The 25,497-nt window shown below is 66.8% G+C and carries 21 protein-coding genes and 1 pseudogene; 16 read left to right on the forward strand and 6 right to left on the reverse strand.

Going from position 1 to position 25,497, the window contains the following annotated elements; all coding sequences use genetic code 11:
* Positions 1–2: 2 nt before the first annotated feature.
* The 4 genes from E8A74_RS28540 to E8A74_RS28555 are packed head-to-tail and all read left to right on the forward strand — an operon-like array spanning position 3 to position 5,267.
* On the forward strand, positions 3–2,231 hold the full coding sequence (locus tag E8A74_RS28540) for a type VI secretion system Vgr family protein (RefSeq protein ID WP_136932247.1): 2,229 nt from the start codon (positions 3–5) through the stop codon (positions 2,229–2,231).
* A 13-nt stretch (positions 2,232–2,244) separates the two neighbouring features.
* Positions 2,245–3,318, forward strand: a complete 1,074-nt coding sequence (locus E8A74_RS28545; RefSeq protein WP_170229446.1) for a DUF2169 family type VI secretion system accessory protein — start codon at positions 2,245–2,247, stop codon at positions 3,316–3,318.
* Positions 3,311–4,828, forward strand: coding sequence for a PAAR-like domain-containing protein (locus E8A74_RS28550; RefSeq protein ID WP_136932249.1), 1,518 nt, complete (start codon positions 3,311–3,313; stop codon positions 4,826–4,828). Before E8A74_RS28545 ends, E8A74_RS28550 begins: the two co-directional genes overlap by 8 nt.
* A 25-nt stretch (positions 4,829–4,853) precedes the next feature.
* Positions 4,854–5,267: a hypothetical protein gene (locus tag E8A74_RS28555; protein WP_136932250.1), complete on the forward strand. Its 414-nt coding sequence runs from the start codon at positions 4,854–4,856 to the stop codon at positions 5,265–5,267.
* 26 nt (positions 5,268–5,293) lie between these two features.
* On the opposite strand, the gene E8A74_RS28560 is transcribed toward E8A74_RS28555, so the two are convergent.
* On the reverse strand, positions 5,294–7,243 hold the full coding sequence (locus E8A74_RS28560; RefSeq protein ID WP_136932251.1) for a DUF2169 family type VI secretion system accessory protein: 1,950 nt from the start codon (positions 7,241–7,243) through the stop codon (positions 5,294–5,296).
* A 178-nt stretch (positions 7,244–7,421) separates the two neighbouring features.
* On the opposite strand from E8A74_RS28560, the gene gap reads away from it, so the two are divergent.
* The 6 genes from gap to E8A74_RS28590 are packed head-to-tail and all read left to right on the forward strand — an operon-like array spanning position 7,422 to position 12,901.
* A complete protein-coding gene (gap, locus tag E8A74_RS28565) occupies positions 7,422–8,444 on the forward strand; it encodes a type I glyceraldehyde-3-phosphate dehydrogenase (RefSeq protein ID WP_136932252.1) in 1,023 nt (340 codons plus the stop codon).
* A gap of 3 nt (positions 8,445–8,447) precedes the next feature.
* Complete coding sequence (locus E8A74_RS28570; RefSeq protein ID WP_136932253.1) at positions 8,448–9,680, forward strand: phosphoglycerate kinase; 1,233 nt, start codon at positions 8,448–8,450, stop codon at positions 9,678–9,680.
* Positions 9,677–10,468, forward strand: coding sequence for a triose-phosphate isomerase (gene tpiA, locus E8A74_RS28575; RefSeq protein ID WP_269749894.1), 792 nt, complete (start codon positions 9,677–9,679; stop codon positions 10,466–10,468). The genes E8A74_RS28570 and tpiA overlap by 4 nt, the downstream gene beginning before the upstream one ends.
* A gap of 17 nt (positions 10,469–10,485) precedes the next feature.
* Positions 10,486–10,755, forward strand: coding sequence for a preprotein translocase subunit SecG (gene secG, locus E8A74_RS28580; protein ID WP_232379784.1), 270 nt, complete (start codon positions 10,486–10,488; stop codon positions 10,753–10,755).
* Between the two features lie 31 nt (positions 10,756–10,786).
* Positions 10,787–12,247, forward strand: coding sequence for an ArnT family glycosyltransferase (locus E8A74_RS28585; RefSeq protein ID WP_136932254.1), 1,461 nt, complete (start codon positions 10,787–10,789; stop codon positions 12,245–12,247).
* A 3-nt stretch (positions 12,248–12,250) separates the two neighbouring features.
* Positions 12,251–12,901 (forward strand): acyltransferase, encoded by a 651-nt coding sequence (locus tag E8A74_RS28590; protein ID WP_136932255.1) that lies wholly within the window; start codon positions 12,251–12,253, stop codon positions 12,899–12,901.
* A gap of 13 nt (positions 12,902–12,914) precedes the next feature.
* Here the strand turns inward: E8A74_RS28590 and E8A74_RS28595 are convergent, their stop codons facing one another.
* On the reverse strand, positions 12,915–13,268 hold the full coding sequence (locus tag E8A74_RS28595; RefSeq protein ID WP_136932256.1) for a hypothetical protein: 354 nt from the start codon (positions 13,266–13,268) through the stop codon (positions 12,915–12,917).
* Between the two features lie 126 nt (positions 13,269–13,394).
* Positions 13,395–14,870 (reverse strand): hypothetical protein, encoded by a 1,476-nt coding sequence (locus E8A74_RS52810; RefSeq protein ID WP_170229447.1) that lies wholly within the window; start codon positions 14,868–14,870, stop codon positions 13,395–13,397.
* Positions 14,871–14,996: 126 nt separating this feature from the next.
* Here E8A74_RS52810 and E8A74_RS28610 point away from each other — a divergent pair, with 126 nt between their 5' ends.
* Positions 14,997–17,579, forward strand: coding sequence for an O-antigen ligase family protein (locus tag E8A74_RS28610; protein ID WP_136932258.1), 2,583 nt, complete (start codon positions 14,997–14,999; stop codon positions 17,577–17,579).
* Positions 17,580–17,622: 43 nt separating this feature from the next.
* On the opposite strand, the gene E8A74_RS28615 is transcribed toward E8A74_RS28610, so the two are convergent.
* Positions 17,623–18,513 (reverse strand): hypothetical protein, encoded by an 891-nt coding sequence (locus E8A74_RS28615; protein WP_136932259.1) that lies wholly within the window; start codon positions 18,511–18,513, stop codon positions 17,623–17,625.
* A gap of 106 nt (positions 18,514–18,619) precedes the next feature.
* Here E8A74_RS28615 and E8A74_RS28620 point away from each other — a divergent pair, with 106 nt between their 5' ends.
* On the forward strand, positions 18,620–19,054 hold the full coding sequence (locus E8A74_RS28620; RefSeq protein ID WP_136932260.1) for a hypothetical protein: 435 nt from the start codon (positions 18,620–18,622) through the stop codon (positions 19,052–19,054).
* Between the two features lie 43 nt (positions 19,055–19,097).
* Here E8A74_RS28620 and E8A74_RS28625 read toward each other — a convergent pair whose 3' ends face one another.
* Both E8A74_RS28625 and E8A74_RS56090 read right to left on the reverse strand, forming a co-directional pair.
* On the reverse strand, positions 19,098–19,988 hold the full coding sequence (locus E8A74_RS28625; RefSeq protein ID WP_136932259.1) for a hypothetical protein: 891 nt from the start codon (positions 19,986–19,988) through the stop codon (positions 19,098–19,100).
* A gap of 164 nt (positions 19,989–20,152) precedes the next feature.
* Positions 20,153–21,209 (reverse strand): annotated as a pseudogene (locus E8A74_RS56090) (NAD(P)-dependent alcohol dehydrogenase).
* 251 nt (positions 21,210–21,460) lie between these two features.
* On the opposite strand from E8A74_RS56090, the gene E8A74_RS28635 reads away from it, so the two are divergent.
* The 4 genes from E8A74_RS28635 to E8A74_RS28650 all read left to right on the forward strand — a co-directional run bounded on the left by E8A74_RS28635 (position 21,461) and on the right by E8A74_RS28650 (position 25,220).
* Positions 21,461–22,282: an alpha/beta fold hydrolase gene (locus E8A74_RS28635; protein WP_136932261.1), complete on the forward strand. Its 822-nt coding sequence runs from the start codon at positions 21,461–21,463 to the stop codon at positions 22,280–22,282.
* 537 nt (positions 22,283–22,819) lie between these two features.
* Positions 22,820–23,158: a hypothetical protein gene (locus E8A74_RS28640; protein WP_136932262.1), complete on the forward strand. Its 339-nt coding sequence runs from the start codon at positions 22,820–22,822 to the stop codon at positions 23,156–23,158.
* 191 nt (positions 23,159–23,349) lie between these two features.
* Positions 23,350–24,525 (forward strand): AAA family ATPase, encoded by a 1,176-nt coding sequence (locus E8A74_RS28645; RefSeq protein ID WP_136932263.1) that lies wholly within the window; start codon positions 23,350–23,352, stop codon positions 24,523–24,525.
* A 77-nt stretch (positions 24,526–24,602) separates the two neighbouring features.
* Positions 24,603–25,220, forward strand: coding sequence for a hypothetical protein (locus E8A74_RS28650; RefSeq protein WP_136932264.1), 618 nt, complete (start codon positions 24,603–24,605; stop codon positions 25,218–25,220).
* The last annotated feature ends 277 nt before the right edge of the window (positions 25,221–25,497 follow it).

The raw sequence follows: 25,497 nt of genomic DNA on the forward strand, positions 1-25,497 counted from the left end.
CGATGAAGAATTTCTCCCTCGAGATCGCCTCGGGCGACGCGCTCGACGTACGACACTTCTCCGTGAACGAGCGGCTCTCCTCGTTGTTCCAGGTGAGCCTCGTCGCCGTCTCGGAGAACCCGAGCATCGACTTCGACGCCGTGGTGGGCCAGCCCGCGCGTTTCGCGATGCAGGCGGGGCTGCACCCGCGGTTCTGGTCGGGCCTTTGCAATCATTTCGAGCTCCTGCGCTCGGAGCCGACGGGCCTCTCGACGTATCGTTTTTCGATCGTGCCGACGATGTGGCTTTTGACGCAGCGGAAGAACCACCGGATGTTCCAGCACATCGCGGAGCCGGACATCGTCGTGAAGGTGCTCTCGGAGTGGGGCATCGAGCCGGCGCTGAAGATCGACAAGGGGGCATACAAGAAGCGGAAGTACCGCGTGCAGTATGCCGAGTCGGACTTCGCGTTCGTGAACCGGATGCTGGAGGACGCGGGGATCACCTATCATTTCGCGCAGGAGGGCGAGGAGACGAAGCTCGTGCTCTCGGACGCGCCGCAATCGAATCCGCGGCGTGATGCGCCGCTCAAGTTCCTGGACGACGTGAGCTTGGTGCAGAAGGTCGACGTCGAGTTCGTGACGTCGGTGCAGGTGCACCAGCAGGTGCGGCCCGGGAAGTACGCGATACGGGACCACGATTACCGCAAGCCGCCGACGTACAAGCTGATGTCGACGGCGTCGAAGGGGCTCGCGGTGGAGGAGAAGCTGGAGCGGTTCCAGTACGCGCCGGGTGCGTTCCTGTTCGGCGCGGAGGCGGGGGAAGCGACGCCGAGCGCGGACGACAAGGGCAAGACGCGGACGGACGAAAAGGAGGCGGCGATCCTGGCGCAGAAGCGGCTGGACGCGAAGCGGGGGAAGGGGTGGGTGTGTTCGTTCGAGACGAACGCGTACGACCTCGCGCCGGCCGTGGTGATGAGCATGGTGGGGCATCCGCACGCGGCGCTGGGGGACGGGAAGGCGCTGCTCGTGGTGGATGCGACGCTGAGCGGGACGGCGCAGGGGGAATGGTCGTTGCGGTGCGAGGCGCGCAAGGCGGAGGTGCCGTTCCGGCCGGAGGTATCGACGCCGAAGCCGAAGGTGAACGGTGTGGAGAGCGCGACGGTGGTGGGACCGGCGGGGGAGGAGATCCACACGGACGAGTTCGGGCGGGTGCGTGTGCATTTCCACTGGGATCGCGAGAGCAAGATGGATGACGGGAGCTCGTGCTGGATCCACGTGAGTCAGCCGTGGGGCGGCGCGGGGTATGGCGCGACGAATCTGCCGAGGATCGGGCAGGAGGTGCTGGTGGATTTCCTGGGGGGAGATCCGGACCGACCGGTGATCGTGGGGCGGGTGTATACGAACTTGCAGAAGACGCCGTACAAGCTGCCGGAGAGCAAGACGCAGAGCGGGTGGAAGAGCAATTCGACGGGTGGGGGCGGCGGGTACAATGAGGTGATGTTCGAGGATGCGGTGGGGAAGGAGCTTCTCCGGATGCAGGCGGAGAAGGATTTGAAGAAGTTGGTGAAAAATGATGAGAGTGTGACGATTGGGAGGGATCGGGCGAAACAGGTCGGGCACGACGATGCGCTGACGGTGGGGAATGATCGGACGCGTCAGGTGGTGCATGATGAGACGGTGCAGATTGGGAATGATCGGACCAGGATGGTGGGGAACAATGAGGGTGTGACGGTCGGGAACAATCGGACGAAGGTGGTCGGGCAGAATGAGACGATGACCGTGGGGGTCAATCAGAGTCTGAACGTGGGCGCGGCGCAGAACGTGAAGGTGGGGGCCACGCAGACCATCACCGTGGGGGGCGCGCAGGCTGTCACGGTGAAGCTCGCGGCGGCGGAGACGGTGGGGCTCGCGAAAGCGCTGACGGTGGGGGCGGGGTACCAGGTGACGGTGGGCGGGGCGATGAATACGACCGTGGGGTTGGTGCAGGCCGAGCAGGTGGGGTTGACAAAGACCGTCACGGTGGGAGACAAGATCGAATTCACGTGCGGTGCGGCGAAGCTCGTGCTGGAGAAATCAGGGAAGGTGACGCTGGAGGGCACGGAGTTCGTGTTCAACTCTTCCGGTCCGGTCGGTGTGACAGGCAAGAAAATCACGGTCGACGGCACCGAGCTCGGCCTCAGCGCATCCGGAAAGGCAGAACTCGCGGGCGGTACAGTTCAGATTTCTGGCGATCCGATCGATCTCAATTGACGAGGTTGCGACCGTGAAGATCCGGAACCGGACCCCGTTTTCTCCGTATACCTTCCAAACCCTGGATACCGACGACGATCCATTCCAGGTCGTCATCGCCAAGGGAACATTCGACATCGTTCCCGACGCTCCCCTCTCGCTCTCTGCGGAGCAGGATCCCATCCGGACCTGCGATACTTACTGGGACAATCAGAAGCCATCCAGCCTGCGCTGGGAGGACGACCTCGCGCCCTTCAAGCCGTGCACGGACGTCGTGGTCAATGCCACTGCATATGCGCCGAGCGGTCGGCCGTCGCCTGAATGGCTCGCAGGCATCACGATCGGCGACCGCGCGAAGCGGGTGCTCGTGACGGGGACACGCGCGTGGGCATATGCTCCGCTCGTCGGCTGGTCCCTCGGCCCCGTGACCCCCGTCACGGAGATGCCTATTCGTTACGAGCACGCCTTCGGGGGTTTTGTCGAACGAGATGGCATCGTGGAGGTGCACCAACAAAATCCGGTGGGGGTGGGCTTCGTGGACCGACGGAGGCTGCACACCGCGCAAACGATCCCGGCGCCTACGATCTTGTCGCCCGATGGCCGCGTCCCCGTTCTCGGTGAACCTTATCCTGTGGAGGGCCTCTCCGCGATCGCCAAGCCTTGGCTGCCGCGCCGCGCACGCGCGGGGTCGTTCGACGACGCGTGGGTGAAGAACCGGCATCCGCGGCTGCCACATGATTTCGGTCACGCGTTCTACAACTGTGCGCATCCCGACCTGATGCACGATGGCTTCCTCCGCGGTGACGAGGAGATTCGGCTCGAACGACTCCACAGGGCGCACGAGATACTGGTGGTTCGGCTGCCGTCGCTTGTCGTGGCAGTGGCCATCGTCGACCGCGACGACTACCGGTATGGCTCTCCGGCTCGGCTCGACACGCTCCATATCGACGCAGAGCGTTCGAAAGCCATACTCACATGGCGCGCCGTGCTGCCGCTCTACAAACACGGAATCCGGTACATCGATATAGCGATGAGAGAGTCGCTCGAAGCGGTGATCGCTCGCGCGACGGGTAGCGGATCGAGTCGAGGAGACGCGCGCGATGCCTGAGCGAGCGGTCAATAAGGACGCGGAAGCAAAGGTGACATGCCTCGCGCCGGACGTGTGCTTGACCCCGATGGGTTCGAGCATGGTGCCAGTGCCGTATACGATCACCGCCCACTTCAACGTCGCCGAGGGCACGGCTCCCAAGGTCAACTACGGGGGATTGCCTGCATTCACGATGGCGAGCCGCCTGCCGCGCGTGGAGGGCGACGAGCAGGGGACGGGCGGAGGCATCCTATCGAAGGTGAACCTCGGATATTGTCGCCCCGTCGAGCATAGCGGCACGGTGAAGGCACACAAGCAGTACGTGGTACGTCAGGGCGACCTGATGTACATGAACTGCAATGGCCCGGACGGTCCGTGGAATACGTTCGGTCGCATCGAGTACATCGGCACGGGCTCCGCAGGAGAGGTCTCGCGGGAGACGCTCCACAAAGAGTCGAAGGTCACCGTTGATGAAAAGAACGGCAAGACGGTGGTGGAAGAGCGGACAGTCACGCGTGATCCGAAGACGGGCGCCATCACGGAGACGCGACAACGGACGGAAATTGACCCCAAGACAGGAGCCATCCAGACCCATAGCGCATCGGTGACGACAGACCCGAGCGGAGCTCAAACGTGCAAGACGATGACTGGGAATTTCGACCCTTCGAATCGCAATTTCTCGGTCGAGTCCAGCCTCGTCGATTCCGGTGTCGGTGAGGCGCCTGCTGCTGACTTCGACATCGCTGACGATGACCCGGCGTTACTCTCGGATCCTGAGTATCAGGCAGCGTTGAAGGAGCAGGCCGATGCGCAAGCGGAAATCGACGTCATCAACAAGGAACTGATCTGGGAAGGCGCCAAAACGGCCGCAGATGTCGCGGGCCTTGTCGACCCGACGCCGATCTCCGACACGGTCGCAGCAGGGATGGCGCTGAGTGATGGTGATATCGCAGGAGCGGGCCTAAGTCTGCTCTCATGGATTCCATATCTTGGAGACGCTGTAGCCAAGCCGATCAAGGGAGCTCGGACCGCTGCAAGGGTCGCCAAGCTGACGCAGCGGCTCGAGAAGCTCAAGGACAAGCTCAAGAAGACACAGGACCTCATCAAGAAGGCCAAAGACAAGATCGCGGATGCACTGAGAAGAAAAAAAGGGGGAGGCACGCCGGAGGCCCCGAATCCGAAGAAGCCGGAGAATCCGAATGATGGCGGGAGCGTGCCTACACCGCCCAAAATTCGCTACGGCACGAAAAATCTACCGGCAGATCCCGACGATCTTGTCAAGAAAGGCGGCTGGAAGGAGGTCACGCACCCTCAAATGAAGAATAGACGAGAGTTCGAGGACCCAGCTACTGGGAGTAAGGTAGCATTCGACAAAGGGGTACCAGGCAAACCCGGATGGGAGGGTAAAGATCACTACCATATGTACAACCCGAACAGCACCGGCAAGAAAGATCTTTACCTCGATATCAACGGCAATCCCGTATCCAAGAACAACAATGCGTCACATATTCCTGTAGGAACGGGCCCTTGACCCCAGTCGAACGCAGCAAGATGCCATGACGAACCCATCCGATCTCCTCGACCACATCTCGTTGCACGACAGTGTTGTCAATTCTGTCGTGTGGGACAGTTCGAATGGCGAGCTACGACTTCGGGTCGAGCTCGGCAACTACAATCAAGTCGGTTACGATGCATCCAAGGATCCGGAAATCATCGAAGGCACACTCGCCTTCTACGGAGTCTCTGATCTTCGATACGAACCAGAGGAAGCATTCACGATTTGGAACCAACAGATCGACGGAGAAATCGTGGAGACAACGGCCGAGTCAGATGGGGCGCGCGGAGCGCGACTCAGGATTCTGATCGTCGTGATCGAGTACGGCTCCAATAGGAGCACGCCCTATATTTTCGAGTTCACGACAACCGGTGCGGACTGGACCCCCGATCCCTCGCCTGCAGGTGCAGGGTAGAGCAGTATCTGCGGTCCGACTACACGTCAATCCGCACGCATATCCCTTACCGCCCGCATTGATTTCACTGCCAGATTCCCATCCCTCGCCACCTTCCTCGCCCAAACCCTCACGATCGGCATCAACGCCGCCCGCTGGATCCCCATCGCATCCAGCACCCCCTCCACCCTCCCGCGCTCCATCCCCACCAGGATCCTCGCGTACTCCTCTACCGTGATCACGCCCCGAAACCCTTCCACTCTCTCCACATAGGCCGCGTCATACGCCCCCCGTAGCGCATTCCTCCCGCGCCCCTGCTCCTCCTCCATCGCCTCGTCCCACCGCGCCACGTTCTTCTTCCACGCCCGCTCGCTCAACTCGCGCGCCTCCAGCACCGTCGCGCGCTCCACCTTTCCCTCGGCGATTTCCGCTGCGATCGCCGCCGTCTCCTCGATCGACAGGTCGACGCCCTCCTCCTCGACCTCGACCGGCGCGGCTTCCTTCTCCCCGGCAGAAGCCGTCTCCTTTGCCTCCCCCGCCTTCTCTTCGAGTTTGGCCTGCACCATCTCCGCTGTCGCCAACGGCCCAATCATCGGCGGCGGCGCTGGCAATGGCCCCGGCGCCTCCTCCCGATCCGCCAGCTCCTCGATCACCGGCACCGGCGGGCTCATGGGCACGCTTGGCAGAACGAACGGCGCCGCCATCATCGCCGGCCTCCCCATCGGCGGCAACGTCTTCGCCATATCGCCGTCGTCGTCCTCCGCCACCTCCCTCGCCCCCTCGAACGGAAGCGCCTTCCCTGCCGGCCGCGCCATCGGCGCGAAGACCGTCTCCGACCCATCGCCCGACTCACGCCCCGCCCACCGCGAAAGCGCCTGCAGAAGCTCCCGCCGCTCCGGCTCCGACAACCTCGACAACCCCGGCACGAACGGCAGCGCCGGCTCCCCCTTCTTTTCGAGCGGCGCGACCAGCGTCATCGTCGCCCCCCCATCATCCTCCTCGATATCACGATCACGGACCTCCCGCCCCACCTCGACCAGGGGCATCCCCTCCACCCACACCGCGATCCGCCCCGCCTCCGCCGCGTGCCGCAGCCCGATCCGCCCCCGCCAGACCACGCAGCACACCCCCCGATCCGTATCAATCCACAAAGTATCCGCGACGAGCCCCACCTCCTCCCGCTCCCCCGTCGCCCGATCCACCACCGCCCGCGGCCGCAGCCCCGGCAAACTCGTCACCAGCCGCGCATGCTCCGGATGCAGGTTCTCCAGCACGATCCGCTCGTTCGCCCGGATCTCCGCCACCTGCTGATCCGGCGGCGCCACCTGAAAAGTTCCGTAATCGAATCCCTCCGGAAACGGCCGGCCATTCCACCCCGGCCCGAGCCGCCCGAGCCGCGCCGACACGCGCGGCCATTCCGGCGCGATCGGCCCGAAGCACGCCGGGGCGAACGTATCCGCGCGCGACGCCACGAACATGCCCGGCGGCTGCAAATTCGGGATTGGCACCATCCCATATCGATCCGGCGCCGCATCGAACCGCATTCCCACCGGATTGTTCGTCTCCGGCCCCCCCGCCGCCCGCTCCCACCGCAGCGGCACCTTCGTCACCCGCGGCCCTTCGAGGAGCTGCCCGTCCTGCCATCGGACCCCCCGATCGCACCACACCTCGATCGACTTATCGAGCTCCCCCACCACGAGCCGCGCCATCCACGACCGCGACGGCTGCTTGCCCGGGGCATACGCATGCCCGACGAGCACCACGTCCGCCCGCGCTTTGTAGGGCGCTCCGTCGCTCGGAACGCGCACGCTGGACGAAGGCCCCTCGTCCCAGCGCCGCTCCTCCTCGCCCGGCGCGTCCTGCGCCTCGGCGAGGACCGCTTCCCCAGGAACCAGCCGAAACGTCGCCTTGACAACGACCGTCTGCGCGCACGTCCCCGCGCGCGGCTGCCAGACGAACCCCAGCGCCCGCAGCGGACACAGCGATAGCACGTCCATCGGTACGAAGCTTACCAAGCGTCGCCACAAGGCAGAAGGGGCACAACGCGACGACTCCAAGGAAACCGTGATCGCGGCCCGGACGTGGTCTTCGCTCGACGCGGAACCTTCGCTTGACCGATCGGGGCCACCTGGCTAGGTATCGTGCCCGAAACCACACCTTTTCCAGGAGTCTCCGATGGCGACGAGGATTGCAATCAACGGGTTTGGTCGGATCGGTCGCTGCATCGTGCGCGCGCTCGTCGAGCGCGGCGAGAAGGATCTCGAGATCGTGGCGATCAACGATCTCACCGATGCCGGCACGCTCGCACACCTCTTGCGCTTCGACTCCATCCACCGCGAGTTCCGCGCGGCGAAGGTGAGCCACGGCGACGGCTACATCGCGCTCGACGACAAGCGCATCCAGGTCCTCGCGAAGAAGGACCCCGCCGAGCTGCCCTGGAAGGACCTCGGCGTCGACATCGTCCTCGAGTGCACCGGCCTCTTCACCGACAAGGCGAAGGCCGCCCTGCACCAGAACGCGGGCGCCAAGCGCGTCATCATCAGCGCGCCGGCCAAGGGCCACGACCTCACCGTGGTCCTCGGCGTCAACGACAAGCAGTACGATCCGGCCAAGCACAGCGTCATCTCGTGCGGCTCGTGCACGACGAACTGCCTCGCGCCGGTCGCGAAGGCCCTGCTCGACAATTTCGGGATCGTCCGCGGCCTCATGACCACGATCCACTCGTACACGAACGACCAGCACATCCTCGATCTCCCGCACCGCAAGGGGGATCTGCGCCGCGCCCGCGCGGCGGCGGTGAACATGGTGCCCTCGTCGACGGGCGCGGCGAAGGCGCTCAGCGAGGTCATCCCGGAGCTCAAGGGCAAGTTCGACGGCCAGGCGATCCGCGTCCCGACGGTCGACGTCTCGCTCGTGGATCTCACGCTCGAGACGGAGAAGCCGATCTCGAAGGACGCGATCCACGAGGCGATGAAGCGCGCGGCCGAGGGCCCGATGAAGGGCATCCTCCAGTACACCGAGCTCCAGCTCGTCTCGGGCGACTTCATCGGCAACCCGCACTCGAGCATCTTCGACGCCACGCTCACGCAGCACATCGGCGACAAGTTCGCGAAGGTCTTCTCCTGGTACGACAACGAGTGGGGCTTCTCGAACCGCATGATCGACCTGGCCAAGCTCATGGCCGAGAAGGGCGTCTGAGCCATGAAGCTCACGGGCATCCGCTCGATCGAGGACCTCGCCAAAGATTCTGGACTCGCGAACAAGCGCGTCTTCATCCGCGTCGACTTCAACGTCCCGCTCGACAAGAAGACCGGCGCGATCACCGACGACGCGCGCATCCGCGAGTCGATCCCCACGATCAAGGTCGCGGTGGACGCGGGCGCGAAGGTGATCCTCGCCTCGCACCTCGGCCGACCGAAGCCGGGCAAGCACGAGGGCTGCTCGCTCGAACCGGCCGGCGCGCGCCTCGCGGAGCTCACGGGCTACGAGGTGCACCTGACCGACGACTGCATCGGTGACGGCCCGAAGAAGGTCACCCACGACCTGCGCGCCGGCCAGGTTTGCCTCCTCGAAAACCTCCGCTTCCACGAGGAGGAGGAGAAGGACGAGGAGAACTTCGCGCGTCAGCTCGCCGAGCTCTGCGACATCTACGTCGACGACGCGTTCGGCGCAGCGCACCGCGCCCACGCCTCCGTGCACGCCCTGCCCCGCATGATCCGTGATCGCGCCGCGGGCCTGCTCATGCTGAAGGAGCTGCGCTCGCTCGCCCGCTTGCTCGATCGTCCCGAGAAGCCGTACGTCGCGGTGCTCGGCGGCGCGAAGGTGTCGGACAAGATCGCCGTCGTCGAGTCGCTGCTCAACGTCGTCGACACGCTCTGCATCGGCGGCGCCATGGCGAACACCTTCCTCGCGGCGCAAGGCAAGAAGGTCGCGGCGAGCAAGATCGAGGACGACAAACTCCCGCTCGCCCGCACGATCCTGCAGAAGGCGCGTGAACGCGGGGCCAAGGTCCTCCTGCCCGTCGACGTCGTCGTGGCCAAGAGCCTCGACGCGGAGAGCGGCACGGCCGTCAGCGTGGACGCGATCCCCGACGGAACCATGGCGCTCGACATCGGCCCGAAGACGGTCGAGCTCTTCGGGAGCGCCATCGAGCGCGCGAAGACCGTCTTCTGGAACGGCCCCATGGGCCTCTTCGAGTCGAAGCCGTTCTCGAACGGCACCTTCGAGATCGCCCGTATCATGAGCCGCGCCGAGGGGTTCACCGTCGTCGGCGGCGGCGACAGCGCGGCGGCCGTGCGCGCCGCGGGCGAGGAGATCGCGAAGGGCATGGATCACATCTCGACGGGCGGCGGCGCTGCGCTCGAGCTCATCGAGGGCCGCAAGTTGCCGGGCGTCGAGGCGCTTCGTTCTGCCGTGGCGGAGGAAGCGTCGTGAACGTCGCGCGCCGCCCCCTCATCGCGGGCAACTGGAAAATGAACGCCGGTGGCCAGGACGCATGCAGCCTGGCCCTCGGCGTGGTCGAGGCGGCGCGCCGCTCGGCCCGCGTCGACGTCGTGATCTGCCCGCCGTTCACGGCGCTCGCCGCGGCCGCGCATGAGCTCTGGGAGTCGAAGAGCGCGGTGATGCTCGGCGCCCAGAACATGCACCCCGAACCTGCCGGGGCCTTCACCGGCGAGATCAGCGCGCCGATGCTCAAGGACTCCGGCGCGACCTGGGTCATCCTCGGCCACAGCGAGCGCCGGCAGATCTTCGGCGAGACGGACGAGCTCATCGCTCGGAAAATCGCCGCCGCGATCCGCGCCGAGCTCCAGCCGATCGCCTGCGTCGGCGAGACGCTCGAAGAACGCGAAGCTGGAAAGACGCTCGAGGTCGTCGAGCGCCAGACCCGCGCCTTCCTCGACGAGCTCGCCAAGCGCCCGGGCTTCGGCGTCATCGCTTACGAGCCGGTCTGGGCGATCGGGACGGGCAAGGTCGCTCGTCCCGAGGACGCCCAGGAGGTCCACGCGATGATCCGCGGCCTCTGCGCCAGCGTCTCGGAGGAGCTCGCCGCGTCCACGCGGATCCTCTACGGCGGCAGCGTGAAGGGGGACAATGCCGAGGGTCTGCTCGGCCAGGCGGACGTCGACGGCGCCCTCGTCGGCGGCGCCTCCCTCGACGCGGCCGGCTTCGGCAAGATCATCGACAGCGCCGAGCGGCTGGCGGACGCCGCGGAACGAGGGTAGAACGTCGCCGTGCGCCGATGCTGACCACTCTGCTCAACGTCATCCACGTCATCGTTTGTATCTTCCTGATCCTCGTGGTGCTCCTGCAGCAGGGCCGCGGCGGCGGCCTCGGCTCGTCGTTCGGCGGCGGCGCGCAGGTCTTCGGCGGCCGCGGCGCGGGTAACTTCATGACCCGCCTCACCGCGATCTGCGCCGCGATCTTCATGCTCACCAGCATGTCCCTCGCGTACCTGTCCTCCGCGGGTGATCGCGAGCTCAAGCAGTTCGAGACCACGCAGCAGAAGTAGCTCCGCGTCGAAGGCGGACCGCTTGCCCGCGTTGTTGCAGAGACGCGATCTCGGCCTCGTTGCGCTCGTCAAGGTGATCGCGGCGGCGATCGTGATCGCCACGGGCTTTCGCGCCGTCAGCGACGACGACTTCGCGCGTGTCGTCATCGCGCAGGACTTCGCCCACGCCCCGAAGCTCGATCCGACCGGCACGAGCTGGCTTCCCTTCCCCTTCTGGATCACAGGCGCGGCCATGTTCGGCGCGGGGCGTACGCTCCTCGTCGCGCGCGTCGCCGCCTTCGTCCTCGGCGTCCTCTCGGCTATGCTCGTCGCGCTCGCGGCTGAGCGCCTCACGAAGAACCGAACGGCCGCGCTCCTCGGGGCCGTCCTCGCCGCCGTCTTCCCGTGGAGCGCGCGCCTCGGCGTCGCCACCGTCCCCGAGCTCCCCACCGCGGCGCTCGCCCTCTTCGCGATGGCCTCGCTCGTGGGCCCGCGTGAGCCCCGCGCGCGCCTCTTCGGCGGCCTCGCGCTCCTCGGCGCCACCCTCTCGCGGTACGACGTCTGGCCCATCGCGGCCGCGTTTGCCGCCCTCACCGGCCTCGACGCTCTCCGCGATCGCGAGCGATCCGCCAAGGACCGCGCCCTCTTCATCCTTGCGGCGGCCCTCTCGCTCCTCGGCCCCTCTTTGTGGGTCCTCTGGAACCACTTCACCCGCGGCAACGCCTTCGACTCCCTCGACCGCGTCGCCGCCTACCGCCGCGCCCTCGGCGGCGACGCCGACGCCCTTCTCGCGCGCCTCTTCGCCTATCCGCTCGCCATGGCTCGCCACGAGCCCGAGCTCTTCAGCGCGCTCGCCGTCCTCCTCGCCCTCGCCGCGCTCCCCTCGCTGCGCGCCGCGGCCCGCGAAACCCTTCGCCCTTACGCGCGCCCTGTCGCCCTCGCCCTCTTCCAGCTCGTCGCCCTCTCGGCGGCCCTCGTCAAGGACGGCGCCCCGACGCATCACCCCGAGCGTGCGGTCCTCGTCGGCCTCCTCCTTTGTGCCCTCGTCGCTTCCGACCTCGCGGCCACATTGCTCCCTCGCGCGAGCCGGAATGCGCGCCTCGGCGCGGCGACCGCGGCCCTCGCCCTCCTCGTCTTCAGCCTCGTCATCGTCCGCCGCTGGTTCCGCGGCGAAGACTTCGTCCCGCGCACGGACGAGGTCGCCATCGGCGACGCCGCGCGCGCGCTCGTCCCTCCCGGCGAGCGTGTCCTCGTCGAGGTGCGCGATTATGGCCATTTCGCCATCACCGCGGCCCTCGGCCGCCCGGAGGACGTCGTCCTCGACCGCGACCTCGATCCTCGCAAACCGGCCTCTGCCTCCACCTTCGACGCCCCTGACGCCCTCCCGCGCCGCCTCGACGAAGCCCGCGCGCGCTACCTCCTTGGGCGCACGACGAGCCCTGCCGCGGCCGTCCTCGGCCCGCCGCGCGCCGTCCATGGCTCGTTCGGGTTATGGGAGCACGGGAGCCGCTGATTGATGCAATCCCCCTTCGTGCACCCCTCCGCTTATGTCGACGAGCCTTCCTCCCTCGGCGAAGGCACGCGCGTCTGGCATTTTTGCCACGTCATGCCGGGCGCTCGAATTGGCAAGCGTTGCGTGCTCGGTCAGGGCGTCTTCGTGGCGAGCGGCGTCGTCATCGGGGACGACGTGCGGATCCAGAACAACGTCTCTCTTTACGAAGGCACGATCGTCGAGGACTTGGTCTTTCTCGGCCCCTCCTGCGTCCTCACGAACGTCACGAACCCACGCGCCGAAATCGATCGCCGTGGCCTCTACGAAACGACCTTGATCCGCCGCGGCGCCACGATCGGCGCGAATGCGACGATCGTGTGTGGCACGACCGTCGGGCGACATGCGTTCGTCGGCGCCGGCGCTCTCGTCACGCGGGACGTCCCCGACTATGCGCTGATGACGGGTGTCCCGGCGCGGCGCACGGGCACCATGAGCCGGCACGGGCAAAAACTCGGGCGGCCTGGGCCCGACGGGCTCATGGTTTGCCCCGAGAGTGGATATCGATATCGGATGGAGGAGGGACTCGTCCGTTGCCTGGATCTTCCCGAGGATGCGCCGCTGCCGTCGGGCGGGCGCGACCTTGGCAAGCCTTACCTCCGATCGCGCCCGGGTTGAGGCGGACCGGCGGCTATTTGTTGCTGCCGCCGAGCCCCTTGCCGAGGCCCTTGAAGAAGTCGTCGACGACGTTCTGAAAGCCCTTCATGCCGGCGCCTGCGACGCAGCCCATGGCTTCGCCGCACGTCTTGGCGTCGTCGACGCACGCGATCCCCTTGTCGACCGGCTCGTCGCCGGCGACCTTGCGCCACTGCTCGACCTCCTCGACACACCGGTCGAGGTCGTCCTTCGTCCCGTTCTTTTCGCCGCACAGGTCGGCGATACGCACGCAGGCAGCGCGCTCGGGCTTCTTCATGTAGGCGAACGCCGCCACGCCGGCGCCGCCGCAAACACCGAGAGCGAGAACGACCGCGAGAGTTTTGCTCATTTGGTTCTCCGGGAGAGCAGGGTCTTTTTGCGCACGGTCCACGGGTACGTCAAGCGGACGGGGACCGATTTTCCTTGGGTTGCGACTTCCACCTCGGCGAAAAAACTCTACGACGACAAGACGATTTCAATTGGGCTCGAAGAACCCGAGGTAACGCAAATCCGCGCACTCCTGGGCGCCGGACCCGTTGCCGAGGACGTAGAATGAGTTGTTCACCGGGACGGGGGGCTGCGCCGGCCCCGAGAAGGTGCCGCCCGCGGACACGATCAGCCTTTGTTCGGTCGCCGAGTGAATCGCCTCCACTTGGATCTCCTGATCCCGGATCCACGCGAGTTCCACAGACGCGAGTTCCACTTTGTTGATACGAAACACGATCTTTCTGTCCGAGAACCGAAAAAAGAGACGGTTATCATTGTTGATGTTGAGCAGATCGTGCTCGTTCTCCGTGGTCTCGGCGGTGGCATAATTGGGCGCAAAACGGATCTTCACATGGAAATAGCCGTCCGGCGCGACGATCGGCGGGGCGATGACGGAGAGTTTGTCGGCCTCCCGGGTGCGCTCCTGTGCCTGCGTCGTCGGGATGTAGCTCGATGGATACTTGACGCTGCTATTGTTGTCCTTCGTCTCGAGCTGCGCCCCATAGGCGAACACCGCCGTCGACGTCTCGATCGGCGCAGGATCCCCGTCTCCATCGCCGCGGGTCTCCAGGAGGAAATAACCGTCGTCCTCGCCGACCTCGTAACGCTTCCAGTTCGCGGCATCATCGATGACGTCGACCGTCCACCCGGAGTTTCCCGGCTCCATGACGAAATAACCGTAGGGGCCGACATCACCCTCACCACGAAACCACCCCGACCCGTATCCCTTGGGAAGCGTCGAATAGTTCGATTGCTGTTTTCCCGTGGAACCGAATCTCGTGGCGCTCATACCTCCCGCCGGATCCGGGTGCCCCGTCGTGACTGTCATCCCGACCAAGGCCGGAGTCACCCAGCCCGTCCCCACCCACGATTCTCCGTTCCAGATCTTGTTTCTCCGCCTGCTCTCCACGCTGAGCCCCCAGGCAGGCCCCACGTTTCTCGGACGTGCTGCGTTCGCAGGATAGGGGCGCTTCAGGCTGTGCGGACCCACCTGCGAGGTCCTATCGACCGTCGGACATTCGATCTTGAGCCAGTCGTCCGGCAACGTGTACATGGGTAACGTGGCCGCTGGAAGCGTCGTCGCCGTCCATTCGCGGATCACCACCGGCCCCCCGCCACCCGAGCCGCCCGTTCCACCGACGCCGCCCGTTCCACCGACGCCGCCCATTCCACCGACGGCGACCCCGCCCGCGCCGCCCATTCCACCGACGCCGCCCACGCCGCCCACGCCGCCCACGCCGCCGGTCCCGCCCGGTCCCATGGACGCGCCGCTGCCGCCCTCACCCGAAGACGACGACGACGATGACGACGACGATGACGACGACGACGACGCTTGTCCCATCGGCGCCGACCCGAGCTGATCGAGGCTACACGCGCCGAGCCACGCGCCCATCACGAGCGCCCCGATGCCAGAGATCCCAAGAGAAGCAAGGCCGCGACGCCCGCGGCGAGACGAACGTTCCATGATCGGGGATCCTCTGCGGAACACGGCCCGGCGTCAACGAACGCGCGGCGCCATCTCGCGCCCCGACGCCCGATCGTTCTGCGATACACTCGGCGCCCTCCCGCGCGCCCCGATCACGAGCCTCGGATGCCTCCCACCTCCCGATCCAGCCCGCGCCGAGATCGCGGAAGCTCCGGCTCCGTTCGACCCCTCGTCGTCCTCGTCGCCTTCACCGTCGCGAGCTCCGCCCTCGCGCTCGGCGGCGTCCACGTCCGCGTCGTCGCCCTCCTCGCGCCCTTCGCCTTCGCTGCCGCCGCCCTCGCGCTTCGCCGCGAGCAAGAGCGCAAGGGCTCGGTCTCCCTCGCTTTGCCTGCGCTCCTCGCGACCGCGCTCGCCGCCTACACGCTCCTCCAGGCCGTGCCCTTGCCGATGGCCCTGCTCGAACGCCTCGCGCCGGGCAACGCCGACGTCTGGTCGCGCGCGCTCCTTCCCTTCGGAGAGGCGGGCCCGCGCTTCGCGAGCCTCTCGCTCGATCCCGGCGGCTCGATCGTCGAGGCCCTGAAGTGGTCCTCCTACGCCGCGATCTTCACCGCCTCGGCAGCCGTGTCCGCGCGTCGCGGCGCCGCCGCCGGCATCACGATCGTCTTCCTCTCGGCCCTCGCCGTCGCGCTCGTCACCGTCGTGCACGGCCTCGCGGGCCTGACGAAGGTCTACGGCTTCTACACGCCCTCGGTCGCGCTGCCGCCGTGGCATGTCGGGCCGCTCATCAACGCGAACACCCTCGCCGGTTACCTCAACCTCGGCGCGCTCGCGGGCATGGGCCTCGCCCTCATGCACGATCCCGTCGCGCCGCGCTGGCTCGTCGCTGCGGGCGTCGCGTTCCTCGTCGCCGTCGACGTCACGTCCGCCTCGCGCGGCGGCGTGATGGCCTTGATCTTCGGCGTCCTCCTGCTCGCGCTCCTCCTTCGCATCCGCGCGGCGCGTCGCGGCGGCAGCGACGGCGCCGACCCCTCGCTCCGCTGGCTCCTCGGCGCCGCGCTCCTCGGCGGCGCTTCGCTCGCGCTCCTCGGCGGCACGCGCGACACGTGGTTCGAGCTCTACGACAAGAACCTCGACAAACTCCAGATGGTGCGCTGGGCGCTGCCCGTCTTGCGCGAGCACCCGATCTTCGGCATCGGCCGTGGCGCGTTCGAAAGCGTCTTCCCTGCGTACCGCGCGAGCGCGGGCCACGTCGTCTTTGCGTACATCGAGAACTTCCCGGCGCAGTGGCTCGTCGAGTGGGGCGCGCCCGTCGCGCTCGCGGCGCTCGTCCTGTTTGCGAGGGCGCTCGCCCCCTCGCGCCTCGGCGCCTTGCGCAGCCGCCTCGCGGCGGCCGCCTTCACGGGCGTCGTCGTGGTCCTCCTCCAGAACCTCGCCGACCTCTCGCTGGAGATCCCGGCCGTCTGCTTCGCCCTCGCCACGGTGCTCGGCTCCTTGTGGGGAGACCGCGCGCGCTCACGCCCCTCGCGTGGCCTCGCCGCGAAGGCCCCGGGCAAGCTCACGCGCCTCGCGCCGGCCCTCGCGCTCTTCGTGGGCCTCGCGCTCGCGGCCGCATCCTTCCGACTCGGCCATCCCGACGTCGACGCCGAGCGCGACGTGATCCGCAGGATGTACGAAGCGACGAACCTCGCGGATCCTGCCGCGCACGACGCGCTCGAAGCCGCCCTCCGCGCAGCGATGCGCCGCCACCCGGCCGAACCTTATTTCCCGCTCATCGGCGCGCTCGCGGCCTACCAAGGCAAACACGAGCGCGCGCTCCCGTGGCTCCAGCGCACCCTCGAACGAGGCCACGTGAATGGCCGCGCGCACCTCTTGCTCGCGCAGGTCCTCGCCAGCCGCGGCGCGCGCCGCCAGGCCTTGCTCGAGCTGCGGATCGCCGTCACGCAAGACAGCTCGCTCGTGGGCCCTGCAGGCGTGTTCGCGGTCCGGCTCTCGAAGGACGAAGGTGAATTGCTCGGCGCCGTCCCCGAAGGCAAAGCGGGCACGCCCATGCTCGACGAGCTCGCGGTGCAGGCGCGAAACGCGGGCAACGCCGCGCTCAGCGCGCGCCTCGACGCCGAGGCGATCACGCGAAACCCCGGCGCCCACGGCCCGCGCGTGCGCGCCGCGGACGCCCTGCTCGACGCGCTCACGAAGGGCACGTGTGACGATCGTGCCCGCTGCATGCGCGAGATCGAGGCGCACGCGGCCGCGCTCGAAACAGCGTTCCCCGGGGACTTCATGGCCGACCGGATCCGCGCGCGCGCCCTCGTCGTCGAGGGCAAAAGCGAAGACGCCGAGGCCCGGCTCGCGGCGCGCTGCCCGCTCGTCAAGGAGCGCGCCGCCTGCTTGCGCGCGCGCGTCGAGATCGCCTCCCAGGTCCCTGGCGTCGCGCGCATCGACGCGGCCAGCAAGGACCTGCTCGCCGCGACCTGCCTCTCGGCGTCCGCGTGCGCCGAGGCCGCCGCGTTCCTCGCGCGCATCCGCGAGACCCGGGGCGACGCCGGCGCCGCGCTCACGCTTTACGACCGCGCGGCCCGCGAGGAACCGACCGAGGCCCGGTGGCTCACGCTCGCGGATGCTGCGAGTCGCGGAGGTGCGCATGCGCAGGCCGTGATGGCGCTCGAACGCGCGGCGCAGAAGCGGGGAATGACGGAGGCGTTGAGAAAGCGGATTGCGGAGGAGCGGGCGCGGGCCATGGGGGAGAAGTAGCGGGCGGAGCTGCTACTGCCGCGGCCGCTGCCGCTGCGGCTCATCAGCGCCCGTTGTTCGCGACGAGCAGAGCGGCGAGGTCTGCCGCGGAGAGATCAAGGGCCATGTCCGTAAGTCGGGTGGCGCCCTCCTTGTGGAGCTGCGTGGCGAGGTTCTCACGCTCGTCGCTGGTCAACGGCCGGGCGAGCCGTCGCTCGAACAGGCGCAAAACGGGTTCGAGGCTTCCTTCCGCGCGCCCTTCCTCTCGCCCTTGCTGCACGTACTTGCGTGCAAATTCGCTCTGGTACTCGTAGTTCGGGATGCTCATGAGCTTCTCCAGCGCTGTCCGGGCAGCTTCGCCCAGGGAAAATAGCACGAGATCCGCGTACAGTTTCGCACGCTCCGCATCCAGCCCCGCGCCCGCAGCCAGCGCCGCAACCGCGATGGAAATCCCTCCCTCCGTTCGTCCGTGCGCGAGCGCCGAGAGCACCGAAAGCTCCGGCCTTTCCTTGGCTTCTTCGATGTCCTTCACCACCGGCACTCCCTCCGGCCCCAGCACCAGAGGCGTGATCGAAGCCTGCCCAGGGCCGAGCACGATCGGCTGGGAAAGACGCGCCGCGAGCGCTTCGTCGGGCGTCACGACCAGCAAGCACGCCGGGCACCGGTAACGCGCACGCGCGCCGGCCACGTACGCAGGCCAGGCAAAGGGCTTGTCCGGATCCCACTGGAGCTGCGCTTCGACGATGATGACCAGGACAGGTTGTTCATCGAGGAGCAACACGAGGAGATCGGCGCGAAGCTCCCGCGGGATGATGTTCGTCAGATCCGCCGAAGCAATCCGGGCCTCCGTGAACGGTGGCAACGGGATGTGCAGGGCCTCGTGGAGCAGCTCCGCCGCCAGGACCGGACGGTTGCGGAAGAGCTCGATGATCGCCTCGTGCAAGAGGGAAGGCACGAGAACGCTCTACTGCGAGAGCGCGGGCGGGACAAGGGATAGGTTCGTCGGGGAACCGAATCGGTTTTACCGGAACGTTGCTGCCGCTTCGGCCAAGCACGCCCATTTGCTCCGCCAGATCCTTCGCCTGATCAAAGGCTCGGCGCGTTGCCCGCTCGTCAAGGAGCGCGCCGCCTGCTTGCGCGCGCGCGTCGAGATCGCCTCCCAGGTCCCTGGCGTCGCGCGCATCGACGCGGCCAGCAAGGACCTGCTCGCCGCGACCTGCCTCTCGGCGTCCGCGTGCGCCGAGGCCGCCGCGTTCCTCGCGCGCATCCGCGAGACCCGGGGCGACGCCGGCGCCGCGCTCACGCTTTACGACCGCGCGGCCCGCGAGGAACCGACCGAGGCCCGGTGGCTCACGCTCGCGGATGCTGCGAGTCGCGGAGGTGCGCATGCGCAGGCCGTGATGGCGCTCGAACGCGCGGCGCAGAAGCGGGGAATGACGGAGGCGTTGAGAAAGCGGATTGCGGAGGAGCGGGCGCGGGCCATGGGGGAGAAGTAGCGGGCGGAGCTGCTACTGCCGCGGCCGCTGCCGCTGCGGCTCATCAGCGCCCGTTGTTCGCGACGAGCAGAGCGGCGAGGTCTGCCGCGGAGAGATCAAGGGCCATGTCCGTAAGTCGGGTGGCGCCCTCCTTGTGGAGCTGCGTGGCGAGGTTCTCACGCTCGTCGCTGGTCAACGGCCGGGCGAGCCGTCGCTCGAACAGGCGCAAAACGGGTTCGAGGCTTCCTTCCGCGCGCCCTTCCTCTCGCCCTTGCTGCACGTACTTGCGTGCAAATTCGCTCTGGTACTCGTAGTTCGGGATGCTCATGAGCTTCTCCAGCGCTGTCCGGGCAGCTTCGCCCAGGGAAAATAGCACGAGATCCGCGTACAGTTTCGCACGCTCCGCATCCAGCCCCGCGCCCGCAGCCAGCGCCGCAACCGCGATGGAAATCCCTCCCTCCGTTCGTCCGTGCGCGAGCGCCGAGAGCACCGAAAGCTCCGGCCTTTCCTTGGCTTCTTCGATGTCCTTCACCACCGGCACTCCCTCCGGCCCCAGCACCAGAGGCGTGATCGAAGCCTGCCCAGGGCCGAGCACGATCGGCTGGGAAAGACGCGCCGCGAGCGCTTCGTCGGGCGTCACGACCAGCAAGCACGCCGGGCACCGGTAACGCGCACGCGCGCCGGCCACGTACGCAGGCCAGGCAAAGGGCTTGTCCGGATCCCACTGGAGCTGCGCTTCGACGATGATGACCAGGACAGGTTGTTCATCGAGGAGCAACACGAGGAGATCGGCGCGAAGCTCCCGCGGGATGATGTTCGTCAGATCCGCCGAAGCAATCCGGGCCTCCGTGAACGGTGGCAACGGGATGTGCAGGGCCTCGTGGAGCAGCTCCGCCGCCAGGACCGGACGGTTGCGGAAGAGCTCGATGATCGCCTCGTGCAAGAGGGAAGGCACGAGAACGCTCTACTGCGAGAGCGCGGGCGGGACAAGGGATAGGTTCGTCGGGGAACCGAATCGGTTTTACCGGAACGTTGCTGCCGCTTCGGCCCGGCCACGCGTTGCTTGCGCGAGGACCACGACCGCCGCCCATCGTTCAATCACATGCACATGGATCGCTCCTACGGCGCGGCCCCCAAGCTCGCGTTGTAGATGACGAATCGATACTTCACGTCGCTCTTCAGCATTCGCTCGTAGGCTTGTTCGATTTGTTGAATGCGAATCAACTCGATGTCCGCGACGATTCCCTTCTCCGCGCAGAAGTCGAGCATCTCCTGGGTCTCGGCGATGCCGCCGATCATCGAACCCGCGATCGTCTTGCGCTTGGAGACGAGGTTGAAGACGCTGGGCGACGGGTGGGCATGCGCTGGAACGCCCACGAGCACCAGGGCGCTGTCCCGCTTGAGCAGGCGCGTGAAGGCGTCGAGGTCGTGGCTCACCGCGACCGTGTTCAGGATCAGGTCGAAGCTCTCCACATGAGCGGCCATCTCGCCCGCGTCGCGCGACACGACGACCTCGTCGGCGCCGAACGCCACCGCGGCTTTGCGCTTGGACTCCGACGTCGTGAACGCCACGGTGTGTGCGCCCATCGCGCGCGAGCTTGATGCCCATGTGGCCGAGCCCGCCGATGCCCACGATGCCCACCTTCTTGCCGGGCCCAGCGTTCCAGTGCCTGAGCGGAGAATAGGTCGTAATGCCGGCGCAGAGCAGCGGCGCGACGGCCGCGAGTTGCTCCTCGTGGTGACGGATCTTCAGGACGTACTTGTCCTTGACGACGATCCGCTGCGAATAACCGCCGAGCGTGTGTCCGGGCGCATCGGGCGTCGCGGAGTTGTACGTGCCGATCATGCCCGGCTCGCAATCCTGCTCCAGGTCGGCCGCGCACGCCGAGCAGTGACCGCAGCTATCGACGATACAGCCGACGCCAACCCGATCGCCCGTCTTGAAGCCGGTCACGTGCGCGCCGACCGCGGACACGCGCCCCACGATCTCGTGCCCCGGCACGCAGGGGTAGAGCGTGCCTGCCCATTCGCCGCGGACGGTGTGCAGGTCCGAGTGGCAGACGCCGCAGGATGCGATCTCGATCTGCACGTCGTGGTCGCCCGGCGCTCGGCGCGTGATTTCAAGCGATTCCAGCGGCTTGTTGGCGGCGTGGGCGCCGAATGCTTTGATGGTCATTTTGAGGCTCCGAGAGGTGGTGAGGTCTTCGCCGCAAGGCCACCGCGACCCCTTGGCTTCCTGCGACCCCACCATGCGCTCGGCGTCATCGACGGAACAGAGGTCGGTTGGTGGACGAGCCGTTAAGCTGCGCTTGACAGTGGCGCGCGCCAGAGCGGCCCTTCAGGCGGAAGGGACGCGGCGTTCGCCGTTGGCCAACCCGCCTCTCCACAATCTGGCCGAAGGCGTCGTTTGCGCTCACGATGGCCGACATGGCCGACCTCTTCTTCACCCCCTCGGGCGTCCGGCTGCGTCGTCACGCCCTCCGCTCTGGGGACCTCAACTGGCTGCTCCTGCCCGGAGGACCCGGCATCGGGTCGGAGAGCCTCGAAGGGCTCGCCGACATCCTGGATGTGCCGGGGGCCCTCTGGCTCGTCGATTTGCCTGGAGACGGCTCGAACCGCGCCCCTCCCGGCAGTCCGAAGGTGCCCTTTGATACCTGGCCCCATGTCGTGGTCGAAGCTGCCATGGCGCTCCCGCGTGTCGTCTTCGCCGGCCATTCGACCGGCGGCATGTATCTGCTTTCGACGCCCGAGCTTGCGCCGCACCTCGAAGCCCTGGCGCTTCTGGACACCGCTCCGGACGCCCTCTGGCATCCTCGTTTCGTGGAGATGACCCAGGCGAACCCGTTGCCCGAGGTCGAGGCGGCGACAGCGATCTATGAAGCGGATCCGCGCGACGAGAACATCGCCGCGGTTGCGGTGGCGTCCGCGGAATGGAACTTCACCCCGGCCGGGCTCTCGGCGGGGCGAGAGCTCCTCGCGAGAATGCCTTACAACAGCGCGGCGGTCGCGTGGTCGGAGGCGAACTTCGACCACGTCTACCAGGCCCGATGGTGGCCGACGCGAATGCCGGTCCTTCGATTGGCAGGCTCGGACGATCGGATCGTCTGGCAAGGCGGATGGCGCGAGCCGAGGTTCCAGACGCCCAACGTCATCGATCGCGTCATCGCGGGCGCCGGGCATTTCCCTTGGATCGAGAATCCCCAGGAGGTGCGAGCGGCCTTCGCCGAGCTTTCGCTCCGCATCGCCTGAGCGTCCGAGCCCTCCCCATTCGCGTCCGAGCGAACCACCTCTCTCGTGCACACGAACCCCTCTCGCGCCCTCACCCTCGGCGTTCGCGTCCGAGCCCTCCGCGTTCGCGTCCGAGCCCTCCCCGTCCGCGTCCGAGCCCTCCGCGTTCGCGTCCGAGCCCTCCGCGTTCGCGTCCGAGCCCTCCCCGTCCGCGTCCGAGCCCTCCGCGTTCGCGTCCGAGCCCTCCGCGTTCGCGTCCGAGCCCTCGGTCTTCGCGCCCTCGCCCTCCGCCTTCGCGTCCGAGCCCTCCGCGTTCGCGCCCTCGCCCTCCGCGTTCGCGTCCGAGCCCTCCGCGTTCGCGCCCTCGCCCTCCGCCTTCGCGTCCGAGCCCTCCGCCTTCGCGTCCGAGCGAACCACCTCCGACGCATCCAAGGTTCGCCCGAGGCTCGTGGATCTCGCCAATGGCACGCTCACAGGCGCGCAGCGTGAGAAGCCAGGTTTTCTGGGGTCTTCGACGAACTCTCGAAGGCCATCCCGCAGTACGGCGAGATCCTCGGCATGCACCCCAGCATCTGGCTGAACATCGTCGAAAAGACGGCCGCGCTCGACGAAATCCGCGCGCGCAAGAAGGATGTCCTCAAGCTCGCGGAGGTCCTCGAGGAGAGCGAGCTCTCCTACGAGGACGCACGCGAAGCCGACATCAGCCGCATCGGTGGATTCGTGGACGCCACCGCCCAGCACGGCGACCCGTCGGTGCGTGCGGCCTTCAACAAGACCCTGGAGTACCGCTCCCAGTACGCCAAGAAGGCCGCCGACAAGCGCCGCAAGAACAAGCAAGCGCGCGCCGAGACGGACGCCGAGCGCGCCCCGAAAGCCAAGGACCCGAACCCCACCTGAGCGACCCACGGACCCCGCCGCCGCCGCTGCAGCAGCAGCGGCGGCCGCCGACCCCGGCGCCCCTGGATCCTCCGGATCCCGCCCCCTGAACGTCCCCTGCCTCCCACGCAACCTGTTCGTAACAGACTCTCCACGCGACCAACCTTCCCCTGACGCGGGGGGTCGGTTAGAGTTCCCATGCGGCGAGGAAGATGCGTATCCACAGTTTCTCGTTCCAGGATCGCTCGACGGGCTGGCAGCTCGAGGAGACGACGTTCGACCCGTTCAACCTGTTGGTTGGTGTCTCGGGTGTTGGAAAAACGAAAATCCTGCGTGCAATCGAGCAGGTGCGGAGTGCGATTCAGCCGACCGCACCAGGCTTGCCGAGCGATGTCGAGTGGACGATGCGCTTCGAGCACGAAGGGCATCGGTATCGCTGGCATGCGGTGTTCGTCGAGCCGGCTCAGGGAGACGTGGAGGACGAACAACCTCGGCGGATGAACCGCATGGGTTGGGGGCATGGCCCAGGTGCTCATTTCCAGCGGGAGGAGGTGGACCTCGACGATATCGAGCTCGTGCGGCGAGACGGTGGCGTGTTTCGTTTCAAGGGGGCGGATTTGCCGAAGCTCAACCCGTCCGAGTCCGCTTTGGCGCTGCTTTCCGGCGAAGCCAAGGTGGCGCGGGCTGCCACGGGGCTGAAGAGCGTCACGGACCACCGGGCCCTGGGTTCTCTGGACGTCTTTGCGGGCACATCCAGCACGGATGCGCGTGTTTTCAGCGGTCTTCGGCGAGGCTCGATGAGTCTCCCTGCAATCCAGCAGAGCCCCTATTCCGACATCATGCTGCGGACGTACATGCTGCAGGAGGCTCTTCCGGAGCAGTGGCGAGACGTCCGGGAGACGTTCGCGTCGATCTTTCCGACGGTGGAGGATTTGCGGATTGCTCGTTTCGACCGATCGGTCGAAGGGAGGGTATCCGCGCAATTCATCCTCCTGCTCCGTGAGCGCGGCGCGAGCGACTGGATCGTCGGAGCAGACGTGTCGGGGGGGATGCGCCGTGTGCTCGCGACGATCCTCGGACTGCGCCTCACGCCGCCCGGGTCGGTGATACTCATTGACGAATTCGAGAACAGCCTCGGCAAGAACTGCCTCCCGGCGCTGGTGGATTTGATTCTCGAGTATGCGCCGCAAATGCAATTCATCATCACGAGCCATCACCCGTACGTCATCAACAACATCCCCATTTCAGAATGGAAACTCGTTCAACGCCGCAGCAGCGCCGTACGTGTACGGAGCGCGCGTGACGTGCCGGCGCTCCAACGCGCGTCTCATTTTGATGCATTCGATCGATTGCTGAATTTGCCCGAGTTCGACGAAGGTATCGCGTGAACTTGTACTTCTTGGTCGAGGGGAGGCACACCGAGCGCAGGGTGTACGAGGCATGGATCCGCCATACGTTCCCCGATATGCGATCCGTGCGAGATCTCGCCGATGTGGAATCGAACTGTTACTGCATCTTTTCGGGCTACGGGAACCCGTCGTATTTGAAGCGCATCGAAAGCGCGCTACGGGACATATGCGATCGTCCCGTGATCGATCATTTCTTCGTGTGCAGCGATTCTGAGGAGATGCGCTACGAGGACGCGCTCGATCTCACACGGGGTGTCCTCGACGACGCTGCGCGCGCTTGCTCGCTGGTCGAAAAAGCCCCGAACATCGGACTGCACGTCGTCGTGCAACATTGCTGCATGGAGACGTGGTTTCTGGGGCACGGGAGGATGTTGCGTCGAAACCCCACCTCTTCGGAGCTCGTGGAGATGAAGCGTTTTTACGATGTGAGCAACAGCGATCCGGAGATCATGGGCAAGCCGGACGGGTACACCACGAAAGCCAGTTTTCATGGAAAGTACTTGAAGGAGATGCTCCTCGAGCATGGGAAGAGGTACTCGAAGGAGCACCCAGGCGTCGTCGTCGGGAAGGATTATCTAGACGCATTGCGCCAGCGATGTGCCTCGACCGGGCACTTGCAGAGCCTCTCCGCTTTGCTCACGACGTGGGATGCCTTGCGAAAGGGCATCCCATAGCAAGTTGCCCTTGACACCGTCGCTGGCGTTCGTGCCCGCCCAGCGCCGCAAGAACAAAGGACCCGAACCCCACCTGAGCGACCCACGGACCCCGCCGCCGCCGCCGCCTCAGCAGCGGCGGCAGCCGACCCCGGCGCCCCTGGATCCTCCGGATCCCGCCCCCTGAACGTCCCCCACCTCCCACGCAACCAAGCCTTTCATGAGCCCGCGCTCGTCTTGGCGCCCCCCACCCCCGATGCTACGGTCCGCCTCCCGGGTCGCCGGATGAACCGTACAT

This window comes from Polyangium fumosum, from assembly GCF_005144585.1.
In the GTDB taxonomy this organism is placed as follows: domain Bacteria; phylum Myxococcota_A; class Polyangia; order Polyangiales; family Polyangiaceae; genus Polyangium; species Polyangium fumosum.

Bases quoted from the DNA above. Each gene is read 5' to 3' on its own strand.
- E8A74_RS28540 (WP_136932247.1), top strand. From the start codon at position 3: ATGAAGAATTTCTCCCTCGAGATCGCCTCGGGCGACGCGCTCGACGTA.
- E8A74_RS28550 (WP_136932249.1), top strand. From the start codon at position 3,311: ATGCCTGAGCGAGCGGTCAATAAGGACGCGGAAGCAAAGGTGACATGC.
- E8A74_RS28555 (WP_136932250.1), top strand. From the start codon at position 4,854: ATGACGAACCCATCCGATCTCCTCGACCACATCTCGTTGCACGACAGT.
- E8A74_RS28560 (WP_136932251.1), bottom strand. From the start codon at position 7,243: ATGGACGTGCTATCGCTGTGTCCGCTGCGGGCGCTGGGGTTCGTCTGG.
- gap (WP_136932252.1), top strand. From the start codon at position 7,422: ATGGCGACGAGGATTGCAATCAACGGGTTTGGTCGGATCGGTCGCTGC.
- E8A74_RS28570 (WP_136932253.1), top strand. From the start codon at position 8,448: ATGAAGCTCACGGGCATCCGCTCGATCGAGGACCTCGCCAAAGATTCT.
- secG (WP_232379784.1), top strand. From the start codon at position 10,486: ATGCTGACCACTCTGCTCAACGTCATCCACGTCATCGTTTGTATCTTC.
- E8A74_RS28590 (WP_136932255.1), top strand. From the start codon at position 12,251: ATGCAATCCCCCTTCGTGCACCCCTCCGCTTATGTCGACGAGCCTTCC.
- E8A74_RS28595 (WP_136932256.1), bottom strand. From the start codon at position 13,268: ATGAGCAAAACTCTCGCGGTCGTTCTCGCTCTCGGTGTTTGCGGCGGC.
- E8A74_RS52810 (WP_170229447.1), bottom strand. From the start codon at position 14,870: ATGGAACGTTCGTCTCGCCGCGGGCGTCGCGGCCTTGCTTCTCTTGGG.
- E8A74_RS28610 (WP_136932258.1), top strand. From the start codon at position 14,997: ATGCCTCCCACCTCCCGATCCAGCCCGCGCCGAGATCGCGGAAGCTCC.
- E8A74_RS28635 (WP_136932261.1), top strand. From the start codon at position 21,461: ATGGCCGACCTCTTCTTCACCCCCTCGGGCGTCCGGCTGCGTCGTCAC.
- E8A74_RS28640 (WP_136932262.1), top strand. From the start codon at position 22,820: ATGCACCCCAGCATCTGGCTGAACATCGTCGAAAAGACGGCCGCGCTC.
- E8A74_RS28645 (WP_136932263.1), top strand. From the start codon at position 23,350: ATGCGTATCCACAGTTTCTCGTTCCAGGATCGCTCGACGGGCTGGCAG.
- E8A74_RS28650 (WP_136932264.1), top strand. From the start codon at position 24,603: ATGCGATCCGTGCGAGATCTCGCCGATGTGGAATCGAACTGTTACTGC.